Annotated in this window: 14 protein-coding genes; 4 read left to right on the forward strand and 10 right to left on the reverse strand. The window is 71.7% G+C overall.

Annotation, left to right across the window (positions count from 1 at the left end; genetic code table 11):
- Nucleotides 1-95: 95 nt before the first annotated feature.
- The 3 genes from B124_RS01965 to B124_RS01975 all read right to left on the reverse strand — a co-directional run bounded on the left by B124_RS01965 (nt 96) and on the right by B124_RS01975 (nt 2,911).
- A complete protein-coding gene (locus tag B124_RS01965; RefSeq protein WP_496500840.1) occupies nt 96-986 on the reverse strand; it encodes an acyl-CoA thioesterase in 891 nt (296 codons plus the stop codon).
- Nucleotides 987-1,013: 27 nt separating this feature from the next.
- Nucleotides 1,014-2,171 (reverse strand): acyl-CoA dehydrogenase family protein, encoded by a 1,158-nt coding sequence (locus B124_RS01970; RefSeq protein ID WP_496500841.1) that lies wholly within the window; start codon nt 2,169-2,171, stop codon nt 1,014-1,016.
- A 128-nt stretch (nt 2,172-2,299) separates the two neighbouring features.
- Nucleotides 2,300-2,911, reverse strand: a complete 612-nt coding sequence (locus B124_RS01975; protein ID WP_496500842.1) for an SACE_7040 family transcriptional regulator — start codon at nt 2,909-2,911, stop codon at nt 2,300-2,302.
- Nucleotides 2,912-3,044: 133 nt separating this feature from the next.
- Here B124_RS01975 and B124_RS01980 point away from each other — a divergent pair, with 133 nt between their 5' ends.
- The 4 genes from B124_RS01980 to B124_RS01995 all read left to right on the forward strand — a co-directional run bounded on the left by B124_RS01980 (nt 3,045) and on the right by B124_RS01995 (nt 9,118).
- Complete coding sequence (locus tag B124_RS01980; protein ID WP_496500843.1) at nt 3,045-4,682, forward strand: carboxyl transferase domain-containing protein; 1,638 nt, start codon at nt 3,045-3,047, stop codon at nt 4,680-4,682.
- Nucleotides 4,683-4,899: 217 nt separating this feature from the next.
- Nucleotides 4,900-6,993, forward strand: a complete 2,094-nt coding sequence (locus tag B124_RS01985) for an acetyl/propionyl/methylcrotonyl-CoA carboxylase subunit alpha (protein ID WP_496500844.1) — start codon at nt 4,900-4,902, stop codon at nt 6,991-6,993.
- The gene (locus B124_RS01990) at nt 6,990-7,934 is read left to right on the forward strand and encodes a hydroxymethylglutaryl-CoA lyase (protein WP_496500845.1); all 945 of its coding nucleotides are present in this window, start codon (nt 6,990-6,992) and stop codon (nt 7,932-7,934) included. The genes B124_RS01985 and B124_RS01990 overlap by 4 nt, the downstream gene beginning before the upstream one ends.
- 5 nt (nt 7,935-7,939) lie before the next feature.
- Nucleotides 7,940-9,118, forward strand: coding sequence for an acyl-CoA dehydrogenase family protein (locus B124_RS01995; protein ID WP_496500846.1), 1,179 nt, complete (start codon nt 7,940-7,942; stop codon nt 9,116-9,118).
- Between the two features lie 1,003 nt (nt 9,119-10,121).
- On the opposite strand, the gene B124_RS02000 is transcribed toward B124_RS01995, so the two are convergent.
- The 7 genes from B124_RS02000 to B124_RS02030 all read right to left on the reverse strand — a co-directional run bounded on the left by B124_RS02000 (nt 10,122) and on the right by B124_RS02030 (nt 18,651).
- Complete coding sequence (locus B124_RS02000) at nt 10,122-11,522, reverse strand: helix-turn-helix domain-containing protein (protein WP_496500847.1); 1,401 nt, start codon at nt 11,520-11,522, stop codon at nt 10,122-10,124.
- 36 nt (nt 11,523-11,558) lie between these two features.
- Nucleotides 11,559-11,969, reverse strand: a complete 411-nt coding sequence (locus B124_RS02005; RefSeq protein ID WP_496500848.1) for an NUDIX hydrolase — start codon at nt 11,967-11,969, stop codon at nt 11,559-11,561.
- Nucleotides 11,970-12,012: 43 nt separating this feature from the next.
- Entirely contained in the window at nt 12,013-13,320 is a 1,308-nt protein-coding gene (locus tag B124_RS02010; RefSeq protein ID WP_496500849.1) for a hypothetical protein, read from the reverse strand.
- Nucleotides 13,317-14,099: an alpha/beta hydrolase gene (locus tag B124_RS02015; protein WP_496500850.1), complete on the reverse strand. Its 783-nt coding sequence runs from the start codon at nt 14,097-14,099 to the stop codon at nt 13,317-13,319. Before B124_RS02015 ends, B124_RS02010 begins: the two co-directional genes overlap by 4 nt.
- 6 nt (nt 14,100-14,105) lie before the next feature.
- Nucleotides 14,106-14,816, reverse strand: coding sequence for a hypothetical protein (locus B124_RS02020; protein ID WP_496500851.1), 711 nt, complete (start codon nt 14,814-14,816; stop codon nt 14,106-14,108).
- Between the two features lie 177 nt (nt 14,817-14,993).
- Nucleotides 14,994-16,517 carry an ABC transporter substrate-binding protein gene (locus B124_RS02025; RefSeq protein WP_496500852.1) on the reverse strand — a complete coding sequence of 508 codons (1,524 nt, stop codon included), beginning with the start codon at nt 16,515-16,517 and terminating at the stop codon, nt 14,994-14,996.
- Complete coding sequence (locus B124_RS02030; protein WP_496500853.1) at nt 16,510-18,651, reverse strand: ATP-binding protein; 2,142 nt, start codon at nt 18,649-18,651, stop codon at nt 16,510-16,512. Before B124_RS02030 ends, B124_RS02025 begins: the two co-directional genes overlap by 8 nt.
- Nucleotides 18,652-18,724 lie beyond the last annotated feature (73 nt).

Here is an 18,724-nt window from a genome sequence, read left to right on the forward strand (position 1 = left end):
CCGCCCGTAGGCCGGTGGCCCGTAGCAGGGCGGCTCGGCTCGCAGCGCGGCGGCTCGGCTCGCAGCGCGGCGGTCCCCGGGTCCGTACGCCGGGGTCAGGTGCGGGGGACGCGGATCACGCCCTCCTGGATCACCGACGCCGCCAGCCGCCCGTCGCGGGTGAAGATCCGCCCCGTGCTCAGCCCGCGCCCGGCCTGCGACGTCGGCGACTCCTGGTCGTACAGCAGCCACTCGTCCACCCGGAACGGCCGGTGGAACCACATCGCGTGGTCCAGGCTTGCGCCCACCACGTCACCGACGGCCCAGCCGCCGCGGCCGTGCGCGAGCAGCACGGAGTCGAGCAGGGTCATGTCCGAAACGTACGTCATGAGGCAGACGTGCAGCAGCGGGGTGTCGATGGCGCCGGCGAGCTTGCCGTTCGTACGGAACCACACCTGCGAGCGCGGCTCCCGCGGCACCCCGGGCTCGCCGCCCCACGGCGGCGGCGCGGCGTACCGCAGGTCGATCGCCGCGCGCGCCTCCAGCATGCGGCGGGCGACAGCGGGGTCGCGGAAGTTGACCGCGTAGCGCGGCATCGCCTCCTCGGCGGTGGGCAGCGTCTCGGGGTCGGGGGCGGGCGGCATGGGCACCTGGTGTTCCAGGCCCTCCTCGTGGACCTGGAACGACGCGGAGAGGTTGAACACCGGCTGGCCGTGCTGGACGGCGACGACGCGGCGGGTGGTGAAGGAGCGGCCGTCGCGGATGCGGTCGACGGTGTAGACGAGGGGGGCACCGGGGTCGCCGGGGCGCAGGAAGTAGGCGTGCAGCGAGTGCGGCGGCCGGTCGGCGGGCACGGTGCGGCCGGCGGCGACCAGCGCCTGCGCGGCGACCTGCCCGCCGAAGACGCGCGGGACGACGGCGGCGCGGGAGTGGCCGCGGTAGCTGTCCTGCTCGATCTGCTCCAGGTCAAGCAGGTCGACCAGGTCGGTGAGTGCGGCGTCGTCCATGGTGCGAGTCTCGCAGGGCCCGGGGCCCTACAGCCCCATCGCCTTGGCGACGATGGAGCGCATGACCTCGCTGGTGCCGCCGTAGATGCGGGTGACGCGGGTGTCGGCGTAGAGGCGGGAGACGGGGTACTCGTTCATGTAGCCGTAGCCGCCGTGCAGTTGCAGGCACTTGTCGATGACGACGGCGGCGCGCTCGGTGCAGAAGAGCTTGACGGCGGCGGCGTCGGCGACGCTCAACTCGCCCGCGTCGTGCGCGTCCAGCGCGCGGTCGACGTACGCCTGCATGGCATCGACCTCGGTCTTGCAGTCGGCGAGGACGAACTTGGTGTTCTGGAACTCCGCCACGGTCCGGCCGAAGACGGTGCGCGCCTTGACGTACTCAAGCGCGAACCGCACGGCCGCGGCGGCCTGGGCGTACGCGCCGACGGCGATGCCGAGGCGCTCCTGCGGGAGGTTGTGGGTCAGGTACGTGAACGCCTTGCCCTCCTCGCCGAGCAGGTCGGTGACGGGCACCTTGACGTCGGTGAAGCTCAGCTCGGCGGTGTCGGAGGACTTCAGCCCCAGCTTGTCGAGCTTGCGCCCGACGGCGTAGCCGGGGGAAGAGGTGTCGACGACGAGGATGGAGATGCCGCCGCGGCGGTCCTCGGGGGTCGGCGGGGCGGTGCGGGCGCAGACGAGGACGCGGTCGGCCTGGACACCGCCGGTGATGAACGTCTTGGCGCCGTTGAGGACGTAGTGCGTGCCGTCGTCGGAGAGCTTCGCGGTGGTCTTCATGCCGGCGAGGTCGGAGCCGGTGCCGGGCTCGGTCATGGCGATGGCGGTCATCATGTCGCCGGAGACGAAGGCGGGCAGCCAGCGGCGCTTCTGCTCCTCGCTGCCGTACGTGAGCAGGTACGGCAGGCACAGGGCGGTGTGCACGGAGGAGCCGCCGAAGGAGACGCCGGCGCGGGCGCACTCCTCGCTGATGACGGCGTTGAACTTGAAGCTGCGCTCCCCGGCCCCGCCGTACTCCTCGGGCACCTCGATGCCGAAGACGCCCAGCTCACCGAGCTTCTTGTAGAGCTCGCGGGGGACGGCACCGGCTTCCATCCAGTCGTGGTAGTGCGGCACGACCTCGGCGGCGATGAAGTCCCGGATGGTCTCGCGGAACGCCTCGTGGTCCTCGTTGAACACCGTCCGCCGCATGGTCCTCGCCTCCCGGGGCACTCAACTCTGACTAAGCGCTTGCTCAGTCAAAACTACCCGCGGGTCACCACGGCTGTCCAGGCCGCGCCCCTGCGGCGGGGGTCACAGCGCCGGGGCCGCGGCGGCCGTCACGGCAACGCCTCGGGCGCCGCCTCGGGCGCCGCCGCGAAGGCGCCGCGGGCCAGTCGGTGCAGGAGGGTGGCGGTGGCCGTGCGGTCGGGGAGGGTGCCGCGGGTGCCGAGGTGGGGGGTGGAGTTGAGGAGGCCGAAGACCGCGTGGACCGCGGTACGGGCCGCGCCCTCCGTCAGCGCCGGGTACACCTCCCGTACGACGTCGACCCACAGCTCGACGTACTGCCGCTGCAACTGGCGTACCAGCTTGCGGTCCTCGTCGCGCAGCCGGTCCAGCTCGCGGTCGTGCAGGATGATCAGCGGGCGGTCGTCGAGCGCGAAGTCGATGTGCCCGCTGATCAGCGCGTCGAGCGGCGCGTCCGGGCCGGCCCCGCGCACCGCCGCCCGCGCGCGGCCCGCCGCCAGCAGCCGCTCGCTGATGCCGACCAGCAGCTCCGCGAGCATGGCGTCCTTGCCCGCGAAGTGCCGGTACAGGCCAGGGCCGCTGATGCCGACCGCCGCGCCTATCTCGTCCACGCCGACCCCGTGGAAGCCGCGGTCCGCGAAGAGGCGCGCGGCTTCCTTCAGGATCTGCTCGCGCCTGGTGGGCGCGGGGGCCTCGGTGCTCATGCGGACCATTGTAGACAGCCCGGTTAGTGAGCGTTAACCTTTAGCCACGGCGTTAACGACAGCTAACCTGTGTGCCGGCCCGTACATCCGGCCGAACGGCTCATCACGGCTCATCGAGGAAGGGCGCGCCCCCGTGGACCACGCACCCGTGCTGACGACCGCCGCGGACCCCGCAGGACCGGCCGGGGCCGCCTGGCGGACCAACGAGGCGGCCCACCGGGCACTCGCCGGCGAACTCTACGACAAGCTCGCCGCCGCCCGCGCCGGCGGCGGCGAGAAAGCCCGCGCCCGGCACACCGCCCGCGGCAAGCTGCTCCCCCGCGACCGCGTGGACGGCCTGCTCGACCCCGGTTCGCCGTTCCTGGAGCTGGCCCCGCTCGCCGCCGACGGGATGTACGGCCCCGACGGCAATGACGCGCCCGCCGCCGGCGTCATCGCCGGCATCGGCCGGGTCAGCGGCCGGGCGTGCATGGTCATCGCCAACGACGCCACCGTCAAGGGCGGCACGTACTACCCGATGACGGTCAAGAAGCATCTGCGCGCCCAGGAGATCGCCCTGGAGAACCGGCTCCCCTGCGTGTACCTCGTCGACTCCGGCGGCGCCTTCCTGCCCATGCAGGACGAGGTCTTCCCCGACCGCGAGCACTTCGGCCGGATCTTCTACAACCAGGCCCGCATGTCCGGCGCCGGCATCCCGCAGATTGCCGCCGTCCTCGGCTCCTGCACCGCCGGCGGCGCGTACGTCCCGGCGATGAGCGACGAGGCCGTCATCGTCCGCGGCCAGGGCACGATCTTCCTCGGCGGCCCGCCCCTGGTGAAGGCCGCCACCGGCGAGGTCGTCACCGCCGAGGAGCTGGGCGGCGGCGAGGTGCACTCCCGCACCTCCGGCGTCACCGACCACCTCGCCGAGGACGACCCGCACGCGCTGCGCATCGTCCGCGGCATCGTCGACACCCTCCCGGAACCCGGCCCGCCGCCCTGGTCCGTACGCGCCGCCGAGGAGCCGAAGCACGACCCCGCCGGGCTCTACGGCGTCGTGCCGGTCGACTCGCGGACGCCGTACGACGTGCGCGAGGTCATCGCGCGGGTCGTCGACGGCTCGCGCTTCCAGGAGTTCAAGGCCGAGTACGGCACCACGCTCGTCACCGGCTTCGCCCGCATCCACGGCCACGCCGTCGGCATCGTCGCCAACAACGGCATCCTGTTCTCCGAGTCCGCCCAGAAGGGCGCCCACTTCATCGAGTTGTGCGACCAGCGCGGCATCCCGCTGCTGTTCCTGCAGAACATCTCCGGCTTCATGGTCGGCCGCAGCTACGAGGCCGGCGGCATCGCCAAGCACGGCGCGAAGATGGTGACGGCCGTCGCCTGCACCCGGGTGCCGAAGCTGACCGTCGTCATCGGCGGCTCGTACGGCGCCGGCAACTACTCGATGTGCGGCCGGGCCTACTCCCCCCGCTTCCTGTGGATGTGGCCCAACGCGAAGATCTCCGTCATGGGCGGCGAGCAGGCCGCGTCCGTCCTCGCGACCGTCAAGCGCGACCAGTTGGAGGCGCGCGGCGAGCAGTGGTCGGCGGCGGAGGAGGCGGAGTTCAAGGCGCCCGTCCGCGAGCAGTACGAGACGCAGGGCAACGCCTACTACGCGACCGCCCGCCTGTGGGACGACGGCGTCATCGACCCGCTGGACACCCGCCGGGTGCTGGGGCTCGCGCTGACCGCCTGCAGCAACGCGCCCCTGGCGGAGCGCGCTGCCTTCGGCGTCTTCCGGATTTGAATCCCCTCCAGCCGAAGCAAGGAGGTTCCTGGCTCACGCTGCTCGACCGCTCGGCGAACACCCGAGACTTCCGCGATCAACACCAGCCGGGTTGAAACCAGCCCGGGATCTTGAAACAAGATCAGGAGCGCACGTGCTTGGTTCTCGCGACGTACATTCCGTAGCTTACTCCGCGATGCAGCCACCCGTCGGCCAGCTTGCAGCACTCGGTACGGTTATGGTATCCAACCGCGGCGAGATCGCCGTCCGGGTCATCCGGACACTGCGTGGGCTCGGCATACGCTCCGCCGCGGTCTTCACCGACGCGGACGCGGACGCGCGGCACGTACGCGACGCGGACACCGCCGTGCGGATCGAGAGTTACCTGTCCGTCGGCGAGCTGCTGCGCGCGGCCCGCGAGACGGGCGCGGAGGCGGTGCACCCGGGGTACGGGTTCCTCGCCGAGAACGCGGAGTTCGCGCGGGCGTGCACGGCGGCGGGGCTGGCCTTCGTCGGTCCCCCGGCCGACGCGATCGAGCTGATGGGCGACAAGATCCGCGCGAAGGAGACGGTACGGGCCGCGGGCGTGCCGGTGGTGCCGGGCTCGACGGGCAGCGGCCTGTCGGACGGCGAGCTGGCCGCGGCGGCCCGGGAGATCGGCATGCCGGTGCTGCTGAAGCCCTCGGCGGGTGGCGGCGGCAAGGGGATGCGGCTCGTACGGGACGAGGGCGCGCTGGCGGAGGAGATCGCGGGCGCCCGGCGCGAGGCGCTGGGCTCGTTCGGCGACGACACGCTGCTGGTGGAGCGGTGGATCGACCGGCCGCGGCACATCGAGATCCAGGTGCTGGCGGACGGCCACGGGAACGTGGTGCACCTCGGCGAGCGGGAGTGCTCGCTGCAGCGCCGGCACCAGAAGATCGTCGAGGAGGCGCCGTCGCCGCTGCTGGACGCGGCGACGCGGGCGGCGATGGGCGCCGCGGCGGTTCAGGCGGCGCGGTCCTGCGGGTACGCGGGCGCGGGGACGGTGGAGTTCATCGTGCCCGGCGGCGGCGCAGGGCCGGTCGCGTACTACTTCATGGAGATGAACACCCGGCTGCAGGTCGAGCATCCGGTCACCGAGCTGGTCACGGGGCTCGACCTAGTGGAGTGGCAGCTCCGGGTGGCCGCGGGGCAGCAACTGACGTTCACCTCCGGTGAGGTGCCGCTGAAGGGCCACGCCGTAGAGGCGCGGATCTACGCGGAGACGGCGCGGGTCGCGGACGGCGGCGAGCGGGTCGACTTCCTGCCGTCGGCCGGCCGGGTGCGGCTGCTGCGCGAGCCGTCGGGGGCGGGGGTGCGGGTCGACTCGGGCCTGGCGGAGGGCACGGAGGTCGGCACGGCGTACGACCCGATGCTGGCGAAGGTCGTCGCCTGGGGCCCGGACCGCGATGCGGCGCTGCGCCGGCTGCGGGCGGCGCTGGCGGACACGGTGGTGCTGGGCCTGGACACGAACACGGGCTTCCTGCGCCGGCTGCTGGCGCACCCGGCGGTGGCGGCGGGCGACCTGGACACGGGCCTGGTCGACCGCGACGCGGCCGGCCTGGCGGCGGCCCCGGTGCCGCCGGAGGCGTACGCGGCGGCGGGGCTGCTGGCGCAGTCGGCGCTGGAGTCGGCGGCGCTCCGGCCGGCGGGCCCGGCCGGCTGGACGGACCCGTTCGCGGAGCCGTCGGGCTGGCGCCCGGGGGGCCCGTCGGCGTGGACGGTGCGGTGGTTCCGCGGGGCGGGGCGGGATCCGGTGGAGGTACGGGTCCGGGGGCTGACGTCCGCCGCGGAGGTGTGGACCGGCGAAGCCGCCGGGTCCGGGGCGGGGGAACACCCGCTCCGCGGGCGGCTCGCGTACGCCGACGGCACCTCCGCCACCCTCGAACTCGACGGCGTCACCCACCGGTTCACCCTCGCCGCCTCCCCCGACGGGATCTGGCTCGCCCGCGACGGCAACGTCTGGCATCTCCTCGGCCACGACCCCGTCGACGCCGCCCTGCGCGGCGGGGGTCTCGCCGCCGGGGCCGACGCGCTCACCGCGCCCATGCCCGGCACGGTGACCGTCGTCAAGGCCGCCGTGGGCGACCGGGTCGCCGCCGGGCAGAGCCTGCTCGTCGTCGAGGCGATGAAGATGGAGCACGTCATCGTCGCCCCGCACGCCGGCACCGTCACCGAGCTGAACGTCGCCGCCGGTGGCACGGTGGCCATGGAGCAGGTACTCGCCGTCGTCGTACCGGACGACGGAGAAGGCGGGGGAGAAAGCGGGGGACACGACGGGGGTCAGGGCAACGACCAGGAGAAACCGCAATGAACGACCACCCCCTCCCCATGCGCGTGCCCGCCGCCGGGCTGCCCGGCCGGGTCCGTATCCACGAGGTCGGCCCCCGCGACGGCCTGCAGAACGAGAAGACCGTCGTCCCCACCGACGTCAAGGCCGAGTTCGTGCACCGCCTCGCCGCCGCCGGTCTCACCACCGTCGAGGCGACCAGCTTCGTGCACCCCGACTGGGTCCCCCAGCTCGCCGACGCGGGGGAGCTCTGCGGCCGTCTCGGCGATCTGGCCGGCGACGTCCACCTCCCCGTCCTCGTACCCAACATGCGCGGCCTGGAGCGCGCCGCCGCCCACGGTGTCCGCCGCGTCGCCATCGCCGCCAGCGCCACCGAGACCTTCGCCCGCAGCAACCTCAACCGCGGCCTTGAGGAGTCCCTCGCGGGGTTCGCCCTGGTCGTCGCAGCGGCCAAGAAGGACGGCATGCACGTCCGCGGCTATCTCTCGATGTGCTTCGGCGACCCCTGGGAGGGCCCTGTCCCGCTCGCTCAGGTGGTACGCACCGCCCGTGCGCTCGTCGACATGGGCTGCGACGAGCTGAGCCTCGGCGACACCATCGGCGTCGCCACCCCCGGCCATGTCTCCGCGCTGCTCGACGCCCTCGCCGCGGAGGGCATCCCCACGGACCGCCTCGGCGTCCACTTCCACGACACGTACGGCCAGGCCCTGGCCAACACCCTCGCCTCGCTGCAGCACGGCGTCACCGTCGTCGACGCCGCCGCCGGCGGCCTCGGCGGCTGCCCGTTCGCGAAGAGCGCGACCGGCAACCTCGCCACCGAAGACCTCGTGTGGATGCTGCAGGGGCTCGGCGTCGAGACCGGCGTCGACCTCGGCCGGCTCGTCGCCACCAGCGTCTGGATGGCCGAACGCCTCGGCCGTCCGAGCCCGTCCCGCACCGTGACCGCCCTCTCCCACAAGGAGTGACCCCGATGACGCCCAGTCTCGACCACCGCCTCTCGCCCGAGCTGGAGCAGCTCCGCCGCACGGTCGAGGAGTTCGCGCACGACGTGGTGGCGCCGAAGATCGGCGACTACTACGAGCGGCACGAGTTCCCGTACGACATCGTGCGCGAGATGGGCCGCATGGGCCTGTTCGGCCTGCCGTTCCCGGAGGAGTACGGCGGCATGGGCGGCGACTACCTGGCGCTCGGCGTCGTGCTGGAGGAGCTGGCGCGCGTCGACTCCTCGGTCGCCATCACGCTGGAGGCCGCCTGCTCGCTGGGCGCCATGCCCCTGTACCACTTCGGCACGGAGGAGCAGAAGCGCACCTGGCTGCCGAAGCTGTGCTCCGGCGAGATGCTGGGCGCGTTCGGGCTGACCGAGCCGGAGTGCGGCTCGGACGCGGGCGGTACGCGCACCACGGCCCGCCTCGACGAGGCCACCGGCGAGTGGGTGGTCAACGGGACGAAGTGCTTCATCACCAACTCCGGCACGGACATCACAGGACTGGTCACCGTCACCGCCGTCACCGGCAGGAGCGAGTCGGGCAAGCCGGAGATCTCGACCATCATCGTGCCGTCCGGCACCCCGGGCTTCACGGTCGCCGCCCCGTACTCGAAGGTCGGCTGGAACGCCTCCGACACCCGCGAGCTGTCGTTCTCCGACGTCCGCGTCCCGGCGGCGAACCTCCTGGGCGAACGCGGGCGCGGCTACGCCCAGTTCCTGCGGATCCTGGACGAGGGCCGCATCGCCATCGCCGCGCTCGCCACCGGCCTGGCGCAGGGCTGCGTCGACGAGTCGCTGGCGTACGCCCAGCAGCGCCACGCCTTCGGCCGGCCCATCGGCACCAACCAGGCCATCCAGTTCAAGCTGGCCGACATGGAGCTGCGCGCCCACACCGCCCGGCTCTCGTGGCGGGACGCGGCCTCCAGGCTGGTGCACGGCGAGCCGTTCAAGAAGGCGGCGGCGCTGGCGAAGCTGCACACCTCGACGGTGGCGGTGGACAACGCGCGGGAGGCGACGCAGATCCACGGCGGGTACGGGTTCATGAACGAGTACCCGGTGGCGCGGATGTGGCGGGACGCGAAGATCCTGGAGATCGGCGAGGGCACCAGCGAGGTGCAGCGCATGCTGATCGCCCGCGAGCTGGGCCTGCCGCCCACGCCCTGACGGCCCGCATGGGGCACGGGAGACGGCAGACCAGGTGCAGACTCCGCCCCGCCTGCCGCGGGACTCGAAGAGGCAGGCGGAGCCTTCCCCGACCGGACAGAGCGCTGTCAGCCGGCCGGGGGTCCCGCCCTTCTGGCGTGCGTGTGGGTGGGAGTCAGCGGTGAGGGTGCTGGCGGATCGCGATGTTCACGGCGGTCACCCGCTGCTCGTCGAGGTAGATGCGGGCCCTCGTCCGCACGTTGACCAGACGGGCCGCACCGCACACAGCCGGGCGCCGGGGCAGCGTCGCTCGCGTACACGGTGCGCTCGGGTATCAGCTCCGGCATCCGCGTGCCGTAGCCGTAGGTCACGGCTGCCGCGGGGCACGCCGCACCGGCAGCGCGGGCGTCGGAGACGTACGCCGTGGCTCCGGCTGGCACTTCGGGTGTGCATAGACGGCTGACCCGCCGCCGGACTCACCGGCCTCCCCTACGGACTCCACCGGATTCCGCTTGGTGCCGAGCTGGCCGCAGTGAGTGCAGTAGTGCATCAGAATGTTCCCTTCCAGGGCGGTGGGCGGGTACCACGCCAATCAGGCGCCTCACCCGAACTCGCCACTGCCGGCCTCCGGTTGAACGGATCAGGACGGCACGGCTGCCGGGACACCAGAGGCGGCCGGCGAGGCGGCACAGGCCGCTCGATGGCGCTCACGGCTTCTTCCCGCGGCAGCGGGGGCACCGGCACGGCGGATCGACGCCGGTGGGCGGAGGAGACTGAAGGTCGCGGGTGTAGATGCGCTTCTCACGCCCCCAGGTGCGTCCGCCGTCGCGAGACACCCGCAACGTCATGCGCGGGCGGGCGGTCTCCGGTTGCGTTTCATTCCGGGCGGGGGCGCCCGTGTGGGAGGTGTCCATGGCGTCGCCTGTCGTCGGTGATCAGGGCACCACTGACGGTAGGCGTCCAGTCACAGGGCGACAGGTATGGGTTTTACCCCTTTGAGGAGAGGTACAGGTTGTACCCCTCCTCAGCTAAGGGCGAGCGTGCCGGCCAGGTCTCGGATGTCGTCGGCGATGGCGGGCGGCGGGTCCTGCAGCATCTCCGCAACCATGGAGCGGGCGAACAGGGAGAACTCGAATGTGTCGGCCGAACGCGCACGGGCCTTGAGCATGTGGAAGATGGCCGCGTCCCGCTCGTGAAGCTGGTAATGGGCACGAGCCACCTCAATGAGATAGCGGGACTGTCGAGTACGGGAGTCGATCGCCGCCGGGTCGATGCGCTGTGCGGCGTCGAGCGCTCGGCGCGGCTGCTGCAAGTCGAGGTGCATCGTGACGGCGTAGTGCTCCACCATCCCCGTGCCGATCATCAGCCACGGATGGCTGTACCCGTCGAGCCTGCTTGCGGCGCGGGTTGCTTCGTCGTGGTGATGCCACGCCTCCCCGGAGCGGCCTGTTTTGGCGTGCGAGAGCGCCACCGCCAGATGCATCAGAGCGTGCAGCGCGCGCTGCTCGGTTGAGTCGCCTGGACGGAGCATCTCCGCGACTTCGAGGGCGAGTTCGACTCGGGCCTCTGCGGCTTCTCCGGCATCGCGCCACACGTGGTTGGCGTACCAGGCGGCTCCGGCGATGGCGGCGGGGTCGTCTGCGTCCTGGGCGGTGAGCATGGCCCGGTCCGACGACATGTACACCATTTCCGGCGCGGGCTGGAACGAGCCGTATAGCTGAACCAAGTGGTAGACGCGGGCGAGCTGCGCGGCGAACTGGCGGCGCTTGGTTCGGTCGTCGGCGGCGTGCTGGGAGGCGCGGCCGTCAGCGATGAGGCGTGGCAGCATCGGCGCGACAGCGGCACGCTCACGCTCCGAGGTGTGCCACGCCCGCCACGCCCCGTCGATGCGCGTCATGTAGTCCTCGATGGCCACCGGAGAGCCTTGGGTGACCCCGTACGACACCAGGGCATCGCGGACGGTCGTCAGGGAGGCGTGGAGGTTCTTGGAGTAGGTGCTTCGCTCCAGGCGGGCGTCTCCGGTGAGGTCGGCCAGTTCCTCGACGTCTAACGCTTCGGCGAGCCGCAGGAGCATCTGAATGCGGGGCATACGAAGGCGGCCGGTCTCAAGGGCCTTGACCCACTCCGCGGAGCGGCCTACGAGTCCACCGAGGACTGGCCGAGTGAGCCCCTTGCGTTCCCGGGCGAGCTTCACTCTCTGGCCGAACGTCGTTGCGGCTGGGGTACTACCGGGAGGCATCACGGCCTTACCTCTTCTCTGCAGCTCGACACTGCCAGGGTAAGAGGTACGGCCGATTCTGTGTGGGGTCGACCACAAACGGTGTGAAGGTGTCAGCATGCGCGATGCGGTGGAAGACCCGCCCTGGCGCCCCGACGTGGGCCGCCCACCGGGGGGTGACCACGTACCCGGCCGCCGCAAGCCCATGCTGCAGGTCTGTGGCAGCCCCGTCGGAACCTTCTGTCAGTCGTAGACGGCGTAAGGGAGGTTACGGAGGGCGTCCGAGATGCGGCCGGGATGCGTGACGATGACCTCATCCGGCAGAGCGGAGGGCGGAAAGTAGCCGACCTCGGCGACCTCGTCCGAGCACCATGGGGCTCCGGAGGCAATTGAGCACTCGAAGGCGACGATCACGGTGTGCGCGGGAGCCGGAGGTATGCGGGCGACGTTTCCGGCCGAGTAGGCACCTGTCAGCCGGGTGACCGACGCCTGCACGCCGATCTCCTCCCGGACTTCCCTGCGAACTGCCTGCGCAAGTGTTTCCCCCGGTTCCAGGTGCCCGCCCGGGAGGCACCACAGCGGGACGTCCCTGCGTCTGGTGAGCAGCACGTGTCGGGCACCGTTGAAGATGATGGCGTTGACCGCGACGTGCATGTGCAGGACTCCTCCCCTGCGTGCCGAAGCGACGGCAACACGGTCATTCGAGAACGGCCACGACGATCTGTACCACCGCGAACACCGCCACCAGGACGGACAGCCACAGCATCTGCTTCGTGAGCCGCTCCGTGGTCACGGTGGAGGCCAGGGAGGTAGACGACACGACCTGTGCGGCGACGGCCTGGACAAGGCTCCGGACGTCCGCCACGCGTTCCCGGCAGAGCCTGGAGAGCAGGGCCACTTCCAGCGCCGCACTGGCCTCGGCGAGGAGCTTGCGGAAGAACTCGTGCGAGATGTGCCGCTCGACGGCCAGCGGGTCGACGACCTTGTTCGAGAGGGCCTCGATGGCAGCAAGGAGTTCGACCGTGTTCCTGTGGATGCGGTCACCGGCGGTGGTGAGCATGCTGTTGACTTCGCTCAGTTCGTACTTCATGACCCAGTGCAGGAACTCCAGGACCGCGGCCTTCTGCAGCAGAATAGAGATGGCGAGCCGGGCGTCTTCGAACCAGAGCTGGACGTCCGCTCTGGCGGTTTCCTCCGGATGATGCCGGACTAGACAACGGCTGTTAAAGATCCACATCTCGTCGACCCGGTTACCGATGTTGCGTGTGAAGAACTGCGTCAGGAAGCTCGCCCGGTAGGCCGGCCACACCTCGGGGCGCGCCATCCGGATGAGACCCGCAAGTTCGCGGGCGGCGACGCTGTCCACCTGCGCAGCAATGTCGCCGATAACCGGCTTGGTGCCGTCCGACAACTGATAGTCGAAGTCAATAATCTCAAAGCGATGAACGCGCTGGAACGACGCCTGGAACAGCTCCTCGTCGCAGGAACCGAAGATCTCGCTGTCCGCGCAGATATCGAAAGCGTAACGCGCAGCGGACGCGAAGTGACGGTACGCACTCTCCCGTACCACCTTGAGTTCGCGCAGCAACTCTTCGACGGGCAGGTGCGGACGTTCACGGGTGGGCGCGAAGTGTGCGGAGAAGGGGAACGCGATCGGGCCGTCCCGGGAGAACTGGATCTCCGCGAGGCGCAGATCGAAGAGGCCGACCCGCTCGGTGAAGGCGTCGACCAGCCGGGCGATCGCCGGCGCGATGTCCTCGAAGTTTATCGTCGTCAAGGTCGCGTGGTCGCGCCGGCGGGCATCCTCGAAGAGAGACTGTGCCCACTCCACCGACCTCACCCGGTGATCCGCCCGCAGCACCCGGGTGAAGTCCTCCGCCCGATCCCCCGGGCTGAAGGCCAGGCGCCTGCTGCGTTCGCTTCTGCGGCCCCAGAATCCGGGATCGATACAGAAAATGAAGTCGTGACGGAAGCGGGTGATGTGCAGTCCCTCTGCTGCCGTCACCGGATCACCGGCATGCCGAATCGTTCGCAAACCCAGGACAGCGTCGCGGACACCGCCCGGTCCTCCAGTTCCGGCTGGCATTTGAAGGAGTGGTTCGCGCCCTCGACGACGAGCCGCGATGCCGGCTCGCCAGCCATCGCGCAGGCCCGCTCCGCGAGTTCCGGCTCCCCTTTCGTATCGGCGCCGGAGCTGACGAAGAAGGTGGGCGTGCGCCAGTCACGGTAGTAGCCGAGGATGTCATAGCCGTCCACGTCGTCCATGAAGTCCTTGGTAATCCGGTAGCCCTTGTCCCGGATCCATGTCTGCCCGTCGTTGAAGATTTCGTCTCCCAGCATGGCCCGGTAGCGCCGTGGAAGGTCGGCGGAGAGGTTCCACATGACGCATCCCGCCAGGTCGTCGCGGCGCGCGGCCACCACAGTCGCGACCGCGGTGCCGAGGCTCTGGCCGTGGATCACCATCTGCCCGGCGGCCACGCCCTCCTGTCGGAGCGCCCAGTCGATGACAGTGCCCAGGTCGGCCACGGCATTGCTGACGGAGAACTCTGAGAAGTCACCATCGCTGTACCCGCAGCCGAAGTAGTCGAAGTTGACGGTGGCGATGCCGGCCGCGTTGTACCTGTCCGCCATCCGGAGGAAGATGCGATGACTTTCCGTCCCGTCGACGGAGAATCCGTGCGAGAGGATCACGGCTGGCCGCGCCTCACCATTGCCTGCTTCCCGGTAGTGCACGTGCAGAGAGCCGCCCCCGGGGCGGTCGATCCGAAGATCCGACTTGATCACCTTAGCTCACTCCTTGTTCTTGTCCGTGGCGCGCAGCACGGGCGAGCAGTCAGGATGCACCGTGCCAGTCTCGCCGACCACCAGACTGCCTTTCGGAACGTCTCTGACCACCACTGCTCCGGCGGCGACGTAGGCGGTTTCACCGACCACAACCGGGCCTATAACCGAGGTGTTCCGACCGACGAAGCACCCACTCTTCAGCGTGGGCCCGGTCTCGGTCAAACCGCGTTGCACACGGCTGTACTTGTGGATCAGGCTGCCGAATGATGTGACATCGTCACCGATACTGGCGCGGTCGCCGACCGTTCCGGCAAGCGTGGCCCGGTCGCCCACCAACACTTCCCTGCGCAGTTCGGTGTTGACTTTCAGATAGCAGTCGTCGCCGATCCGGCACCGTTCCCTTACCGTCACGTTGTGGGCGCAGTCGAATCGCGCCCCGGTGCTGACCCCGCTGTAGATACTCGTCGGACCTCTAATGATCGAGTCTGTGCCGATCTCCGTCGGATCGACGACGAATTCATCGAGCGCGTCCAGGGTGCCTGAGCGGGTGCCGCCCCCGGCGGACTCCGATAAGTCCCTTCTGGCTGCGGCCAGTTCTTCCGGAGACGGGCAACCGATGGTGACGAAGTCACCTATGACCGTTCCCGAGGCGATGTGCGCGCGGCCGTAGACGCGGATGTAGCGGCCCCCAGTGGACGCCGGCATCGACAGATGCACGATGGCTGACCCAGACCGTCGGAAGGATCTCGATCAGGGCCACAACGCCTCCGGCATTCTCGGCAACGCACCCATGGTTCCGCACGGCTCGGGTGCCCAGCAAGCATGCCCGGAGGCGGCGAGGGCGGGGCGGCGTACGTCAGCTCTCCCACGGCCAGTTGGTGGAGTGTTTCCGGCTCAGGGCCAGAGTTCCGCCTTGTGGACGTACCGGAAGCCCGACCGCCACTGCAGCTCGACGTAGGCCATCGGCTTGTCCTTCGGGTTCCCGTACGCGTCGAAGCCGATCGGCCCGCTCAGGCCCCGCACCTGTTTCGTGGTGCCGAGCTGGAGCAGCATCTGCCGTACCGCGCCCGCGTCCACGGGGTCGTCGCCGTCCGGTCCCGTGGCGAACTCCACGGCCTTGACCAGCGCCAGCATCGCGTCGTGCCCCATGATCGCCTGCCCGCTCTGCAACGGCCCGTCGCCCGCCGCACAGGCGCCGCGGCGGGCGCCGGGGCGGAAGTCGGCGCAGTAGCGGTCGGCGAAGTCCGCGAGGGCGGCGGCGTCGCCGGCCTCGGGGTGGGCGTAGGCCGTGTACCGGATGCGCAGCCCCTGGGCGCCCCAGCGCCGCAGGTCGGGCGAGTCGAAGTACAGGCCGAGGGCGCTGGATCCGGAGACCACCGCCAGCGTGCAGCCGGGCTGGTCCGCGAGGGACTGGACGAACTGCCGCAGGGCGCGCCCGCGGGCGGCGAAGTAGACGGCGTCCAGCTCCTGTCTGGCGCGGCACACCTGGTCGGCGATGTAGGTCAGCGCGCTGGCCGTCGAGCTGCGGCCGGACTCGAAGGAGTAGCCGTCCTCGGTGGCCAGCCGCACCCCGCGCGCGGCGACCGCCTCCTCGAAGCCGTCGCGCAGCGCCTTGTTGTACGTGTCGCCCGCCTTGATGTCCTTGACGACGTCGACGCGGTAGCCGGGGTCCTCGCGCTGCCGCTCGCGCAGCTCGCGGGCGGCGATGGCGGCCTGCTGGGAGGTGGGCTGGGAGACGCGGAAGAAGTCGGGGTCCTTGCGGGCGAGTTCGTCGGCCGCGACGGTCGCGCCGACCATGGGTATCCCGGCGCGGCGCAGCCGGGCCACGGTCGCGACGGTGGACTCGACGCTCTGGCCGAGGCCGGTGACCGCGACCAGGTGCTCATCGCCGCGGGCCAGGGACTGAAGGTCGCGTACCACCCGCTCGTAGTGCGCCCCGCCCGCCCCGGTGTTGGCGAGCAGCAGCCGCACCTTCGGCGACGGGCCCTCGTCCGCGCGCGGGTCCTCGGCGTCGAGCCGGTTGTGCGCGCGCTGGGCGAGGTACGCGCCCTCCAGCGCCTGGCGGACGACGGTCGGGTCGCGGTCGTCGGCCCGTCCGCCGGGGCCGGCGCCGTCCTCGCCCCGGGTCATGGACTCGACGTACGCGATGCTCACCGACGCGGCACCGGAGCGCTCGACCCGCTCGTTCTCCTCGCGGATCCGCTCGGTGACCTCGTCCAGCTCCTCGTCGAAGGAGTACGCCCCGTCGGTGACGCCCACGCACTCGCCGGCCAGCCGCACGACCCCGGCGGCGCACTCCTCGTCGCCGCCGAGCGTCCGCGGCAGGAACCAGGCCAGCGCCCCGGCCGCGACCAGGGCCACGAGCACCACCGCTCCCCAGGGCGTCGTGCCGCCGCGTCCCAGCCTCCGCTCACTCACCGGGCTTCTCCTCGTATTGCCGCGCCTGGTCCAGCAGCGCGGGGGTGCCGCCGCCGAAGGGCCCGTACGCGAGCGTCATGAAGCGGGCGTTGATCTCGCCGTAGAGCTGGCCGTAGAGGTCTTCGAGCGGATTGCGGTACGGGTCCCCGACGTGGTCGGTCTCGGGCGACTCGGCGGGCTCGGGCGCCATCCAGCTCGCCACCAGCAGCCGGGTCACGGTGCGCTCCCGGCTCTCGACCTCGTCGGTGCTGAGGAAGCCGAGCAGCCCCTCGTACCGCTGCTGCGGCGAGTCGGCCTGCGGGGCGTGCGCGTGGATCCGGGCGCGTACGGGCGCGCGGCGCAGCCGGACGAGCAGGCGGCACCAGCGGGTGGCGTCCGCGTCGCCGAAGCGGTCGTTGAGGAAGCGGGCGGCGGCGTGCAGGTCCTCCAGCGCGAGCCGGTGGTACGCCTCGATCTCCGGCAGCCCGCGCTCCGCGGCGTCGCGGCGCAGTGCCTCGTGGGCGTGGCGCCAGCCGCCGGTGGCCTCCAGGCGGCGCAGGAGGAGCAGCCGCAGCAGCGGGTGGAGGGTCTGGAGCGGGCCGTCGGCGGCGCTGTCGCGGGTGCGTACGTGCATGGTCTGCAGGACGTCGCCGGAGAACGCGCCGACCGCGTTGCGCAGCGCCGTTTCGCCCTCCGCCCACAGCGGGCCGGCGGCGACGGCGCGGGCGAGGTCGGTGGCGGCGGCGCAGCGGGGCAGGGCGTCCCACAGGCCGCTCTCGCGGGCGTCGCGGGGCAGCAGGCGCTCCAGCAGGGTGGTGACCAGGGGCGCGTCTGGGGCCAGGACGCGCTGGATGCGGGTCTCCCACGGCTGGCGGTCGTCGGTGGCGAGGAGTTCGTCGAAGAGGTGGCGGGTGGCCAGGGGGTGGCCGCGGGTGATCTCGTACGCGGCCCAGCCCAGCCACTTCACGCCGGCGTCGGGCAGGAGTTCGCCGGCGTCGTCCCCGGCGGCGGCACCGTCTCCGCCGCCCGCCGCCGCGCCGTCGGCCCGCAGCACTTCGAGCGCCTGCGCCTCGACCTCGTCGCGCCGCAGGTCGCGCAGTTGCCCGACGCACAGCCCGGGCGCGAGCCGCTTGGGCCGGAAGCCGGGGTCCTCCGGGTCCCACCACCCCGGATACCGGCCGGGCTGCGGCTTGTAGCCGAGCGCGGGCTTCTTCAGCGCCTTGGGGTAGGCGGCTGCGGCGGCGAGGACGACGAGCGGGTCGGTGCGCCCGGCCGGCTCCCCCGGGCGCCGCGGCTGCGCGTCCGGGCCCTCCTGCCGGGCCTGCCGGGCGTCGAGGAGCAGCTCCAGCAGGTCGCCGCCGAGCTGGTGTTCCGCGTTGTCGAGGAGGACGAGGCAGCGGGTGTCGTGGACGCGGGCGGCGTGCCCCCGCCCGTAGGCGCGGCAGAGGTCGTCCAGGAACGCGCGGGCGAGGTCCTGTTCCGCGCCGCGCCGGGTCGCGGGGTCGTGGAACCGCCGCTTCAGGTCGACCAGGTAGTCCAGGTAGCTGCGGTGGCGCGAGTCGCGCAGCGCCCGGCCCAGGCGCAGCCGCGCGAGCCCGAGCGCGAGGGCCCGACGGCCTCCCGGCATGAGCAGCAGGGGCGCCCGCAGCAGGGCCGGTACGCCCAGCATGCCGGCGGCCTCCACGAGCCGGCCCAGGAACGCGCCGTCGCCGCCGTCCGCCGGGGCCGGCGCGAGGGCCCTGACCATGGCGCGGGCCGCCGCCTTGCGGCTGTCCAGCGGCACGTCGGCGCGTATCGCGACGGCCTGGACGCCGAAGGACGGGAAGGTGAGCCGGGGCCAGCCGCGCTTGCGGGCGTGCAGGTCGAAGACCAGCTCGGCGAGGACGTCGAAGCAGGTGGCGTTCTGCTGCCGGTGCACGGCGACGTCCTGGAGGGAGACGGGCACGTCGTCCCAGGCGGTCTGCAAGTGCCGCAGCAGGGTGCTCTTCCCGCTGCCGCGCGGCCCGAGCACCAGGGTCACCGGCTGCTGCTCGTCGATGGGCGCGGGGTACGTCAGCCGCAGGAACGCGGGCCGGAAGCGCCGCCGCAGCGCGGCGCCCACGTACTCGGTCACGACCCGGTCGCGCCGGGAGCGCCCCTCCCACCCCTGGCCCATGCGGCAGCTCCTCGTCCCCGTCGACATCCCCGTTGACGCTGACGAGGCACCAGATTATGGGAACGTACGCCCG

The sequence above is a fragment of the Streptomyces sp. CNP082 genome, assembly GCF_059570535.1.

What these genes read in the sequence shown, in the direction of transcription:
- B124_RS01970 (WP_496500841.1), bottom strand. Translation starts at nt 2,171, where the DNA reads ATGCGGCGGACGGTGTTCAACGAGGACCACGAGGCGTTCCGCGAGACC.
- B124_RS01965 (WP_496500840.1), bottom strand. Translation starts at nt 986, where the DNA reads ATGGACGACGCCGCACTCACCGACCTGGTCGACCTGCTTGACCTGGAG.
- B124_RS01995 (WP_496500846.1), top strand. Translation starts at nt 7,940, where the DNA reads ATGACGCCCAGTCTCGACCACCGCCTCTCGCCCGAGCTGGAGCAGCTC.
- B124_RS02000 (WP_496500847.1), bottom strand. Translation starts at nt 11,522, where the DNA reads ATGGGCTTGCGGCGGCCGGGTACGTGGTCACCCCCCGGTGGGCGGCCC.
- B124_RS01985 (WP_496500844.1), top strand. Translation starts at nt 4,900, where the DNA reads ATGGTATCCAACCGCGGCGAGATCGCCGTCCGGGTCATCCGGACACTG.
- B124_RS02005 (WP_496500848.1), bottom strand. Translation starts at nt 11,969, where the DNA reads ATGCACGTCGCGGTCAACGCCATCATCTTCAACGGTGCCCGACACGTG.
- B124_RS02030 (WP_496500853.1), bottom strand. Translation starts at nt 18,651, where the DNA reads ATGGGCCAGGGGTGGGAGGGGCGCTCCCGGCGCGACCGGGTCGTGACC.
- B124_RS01975 (WP_496500842.1), bottom strand. Translation starts at nt 2,911, where the DNA reads ATGAGCACCGAGGCCCCCGCGCCCACCAGGCGCGAGCAGATCCTGAAG.
- B124_RS01990 (WP_496500845.1), top strand. Translation starts at nt 6,990, where the DNA reads ATGAACGACCACCCCCTCCCCATGCGCGTGCCCGCCGCCGGGCTGCCC.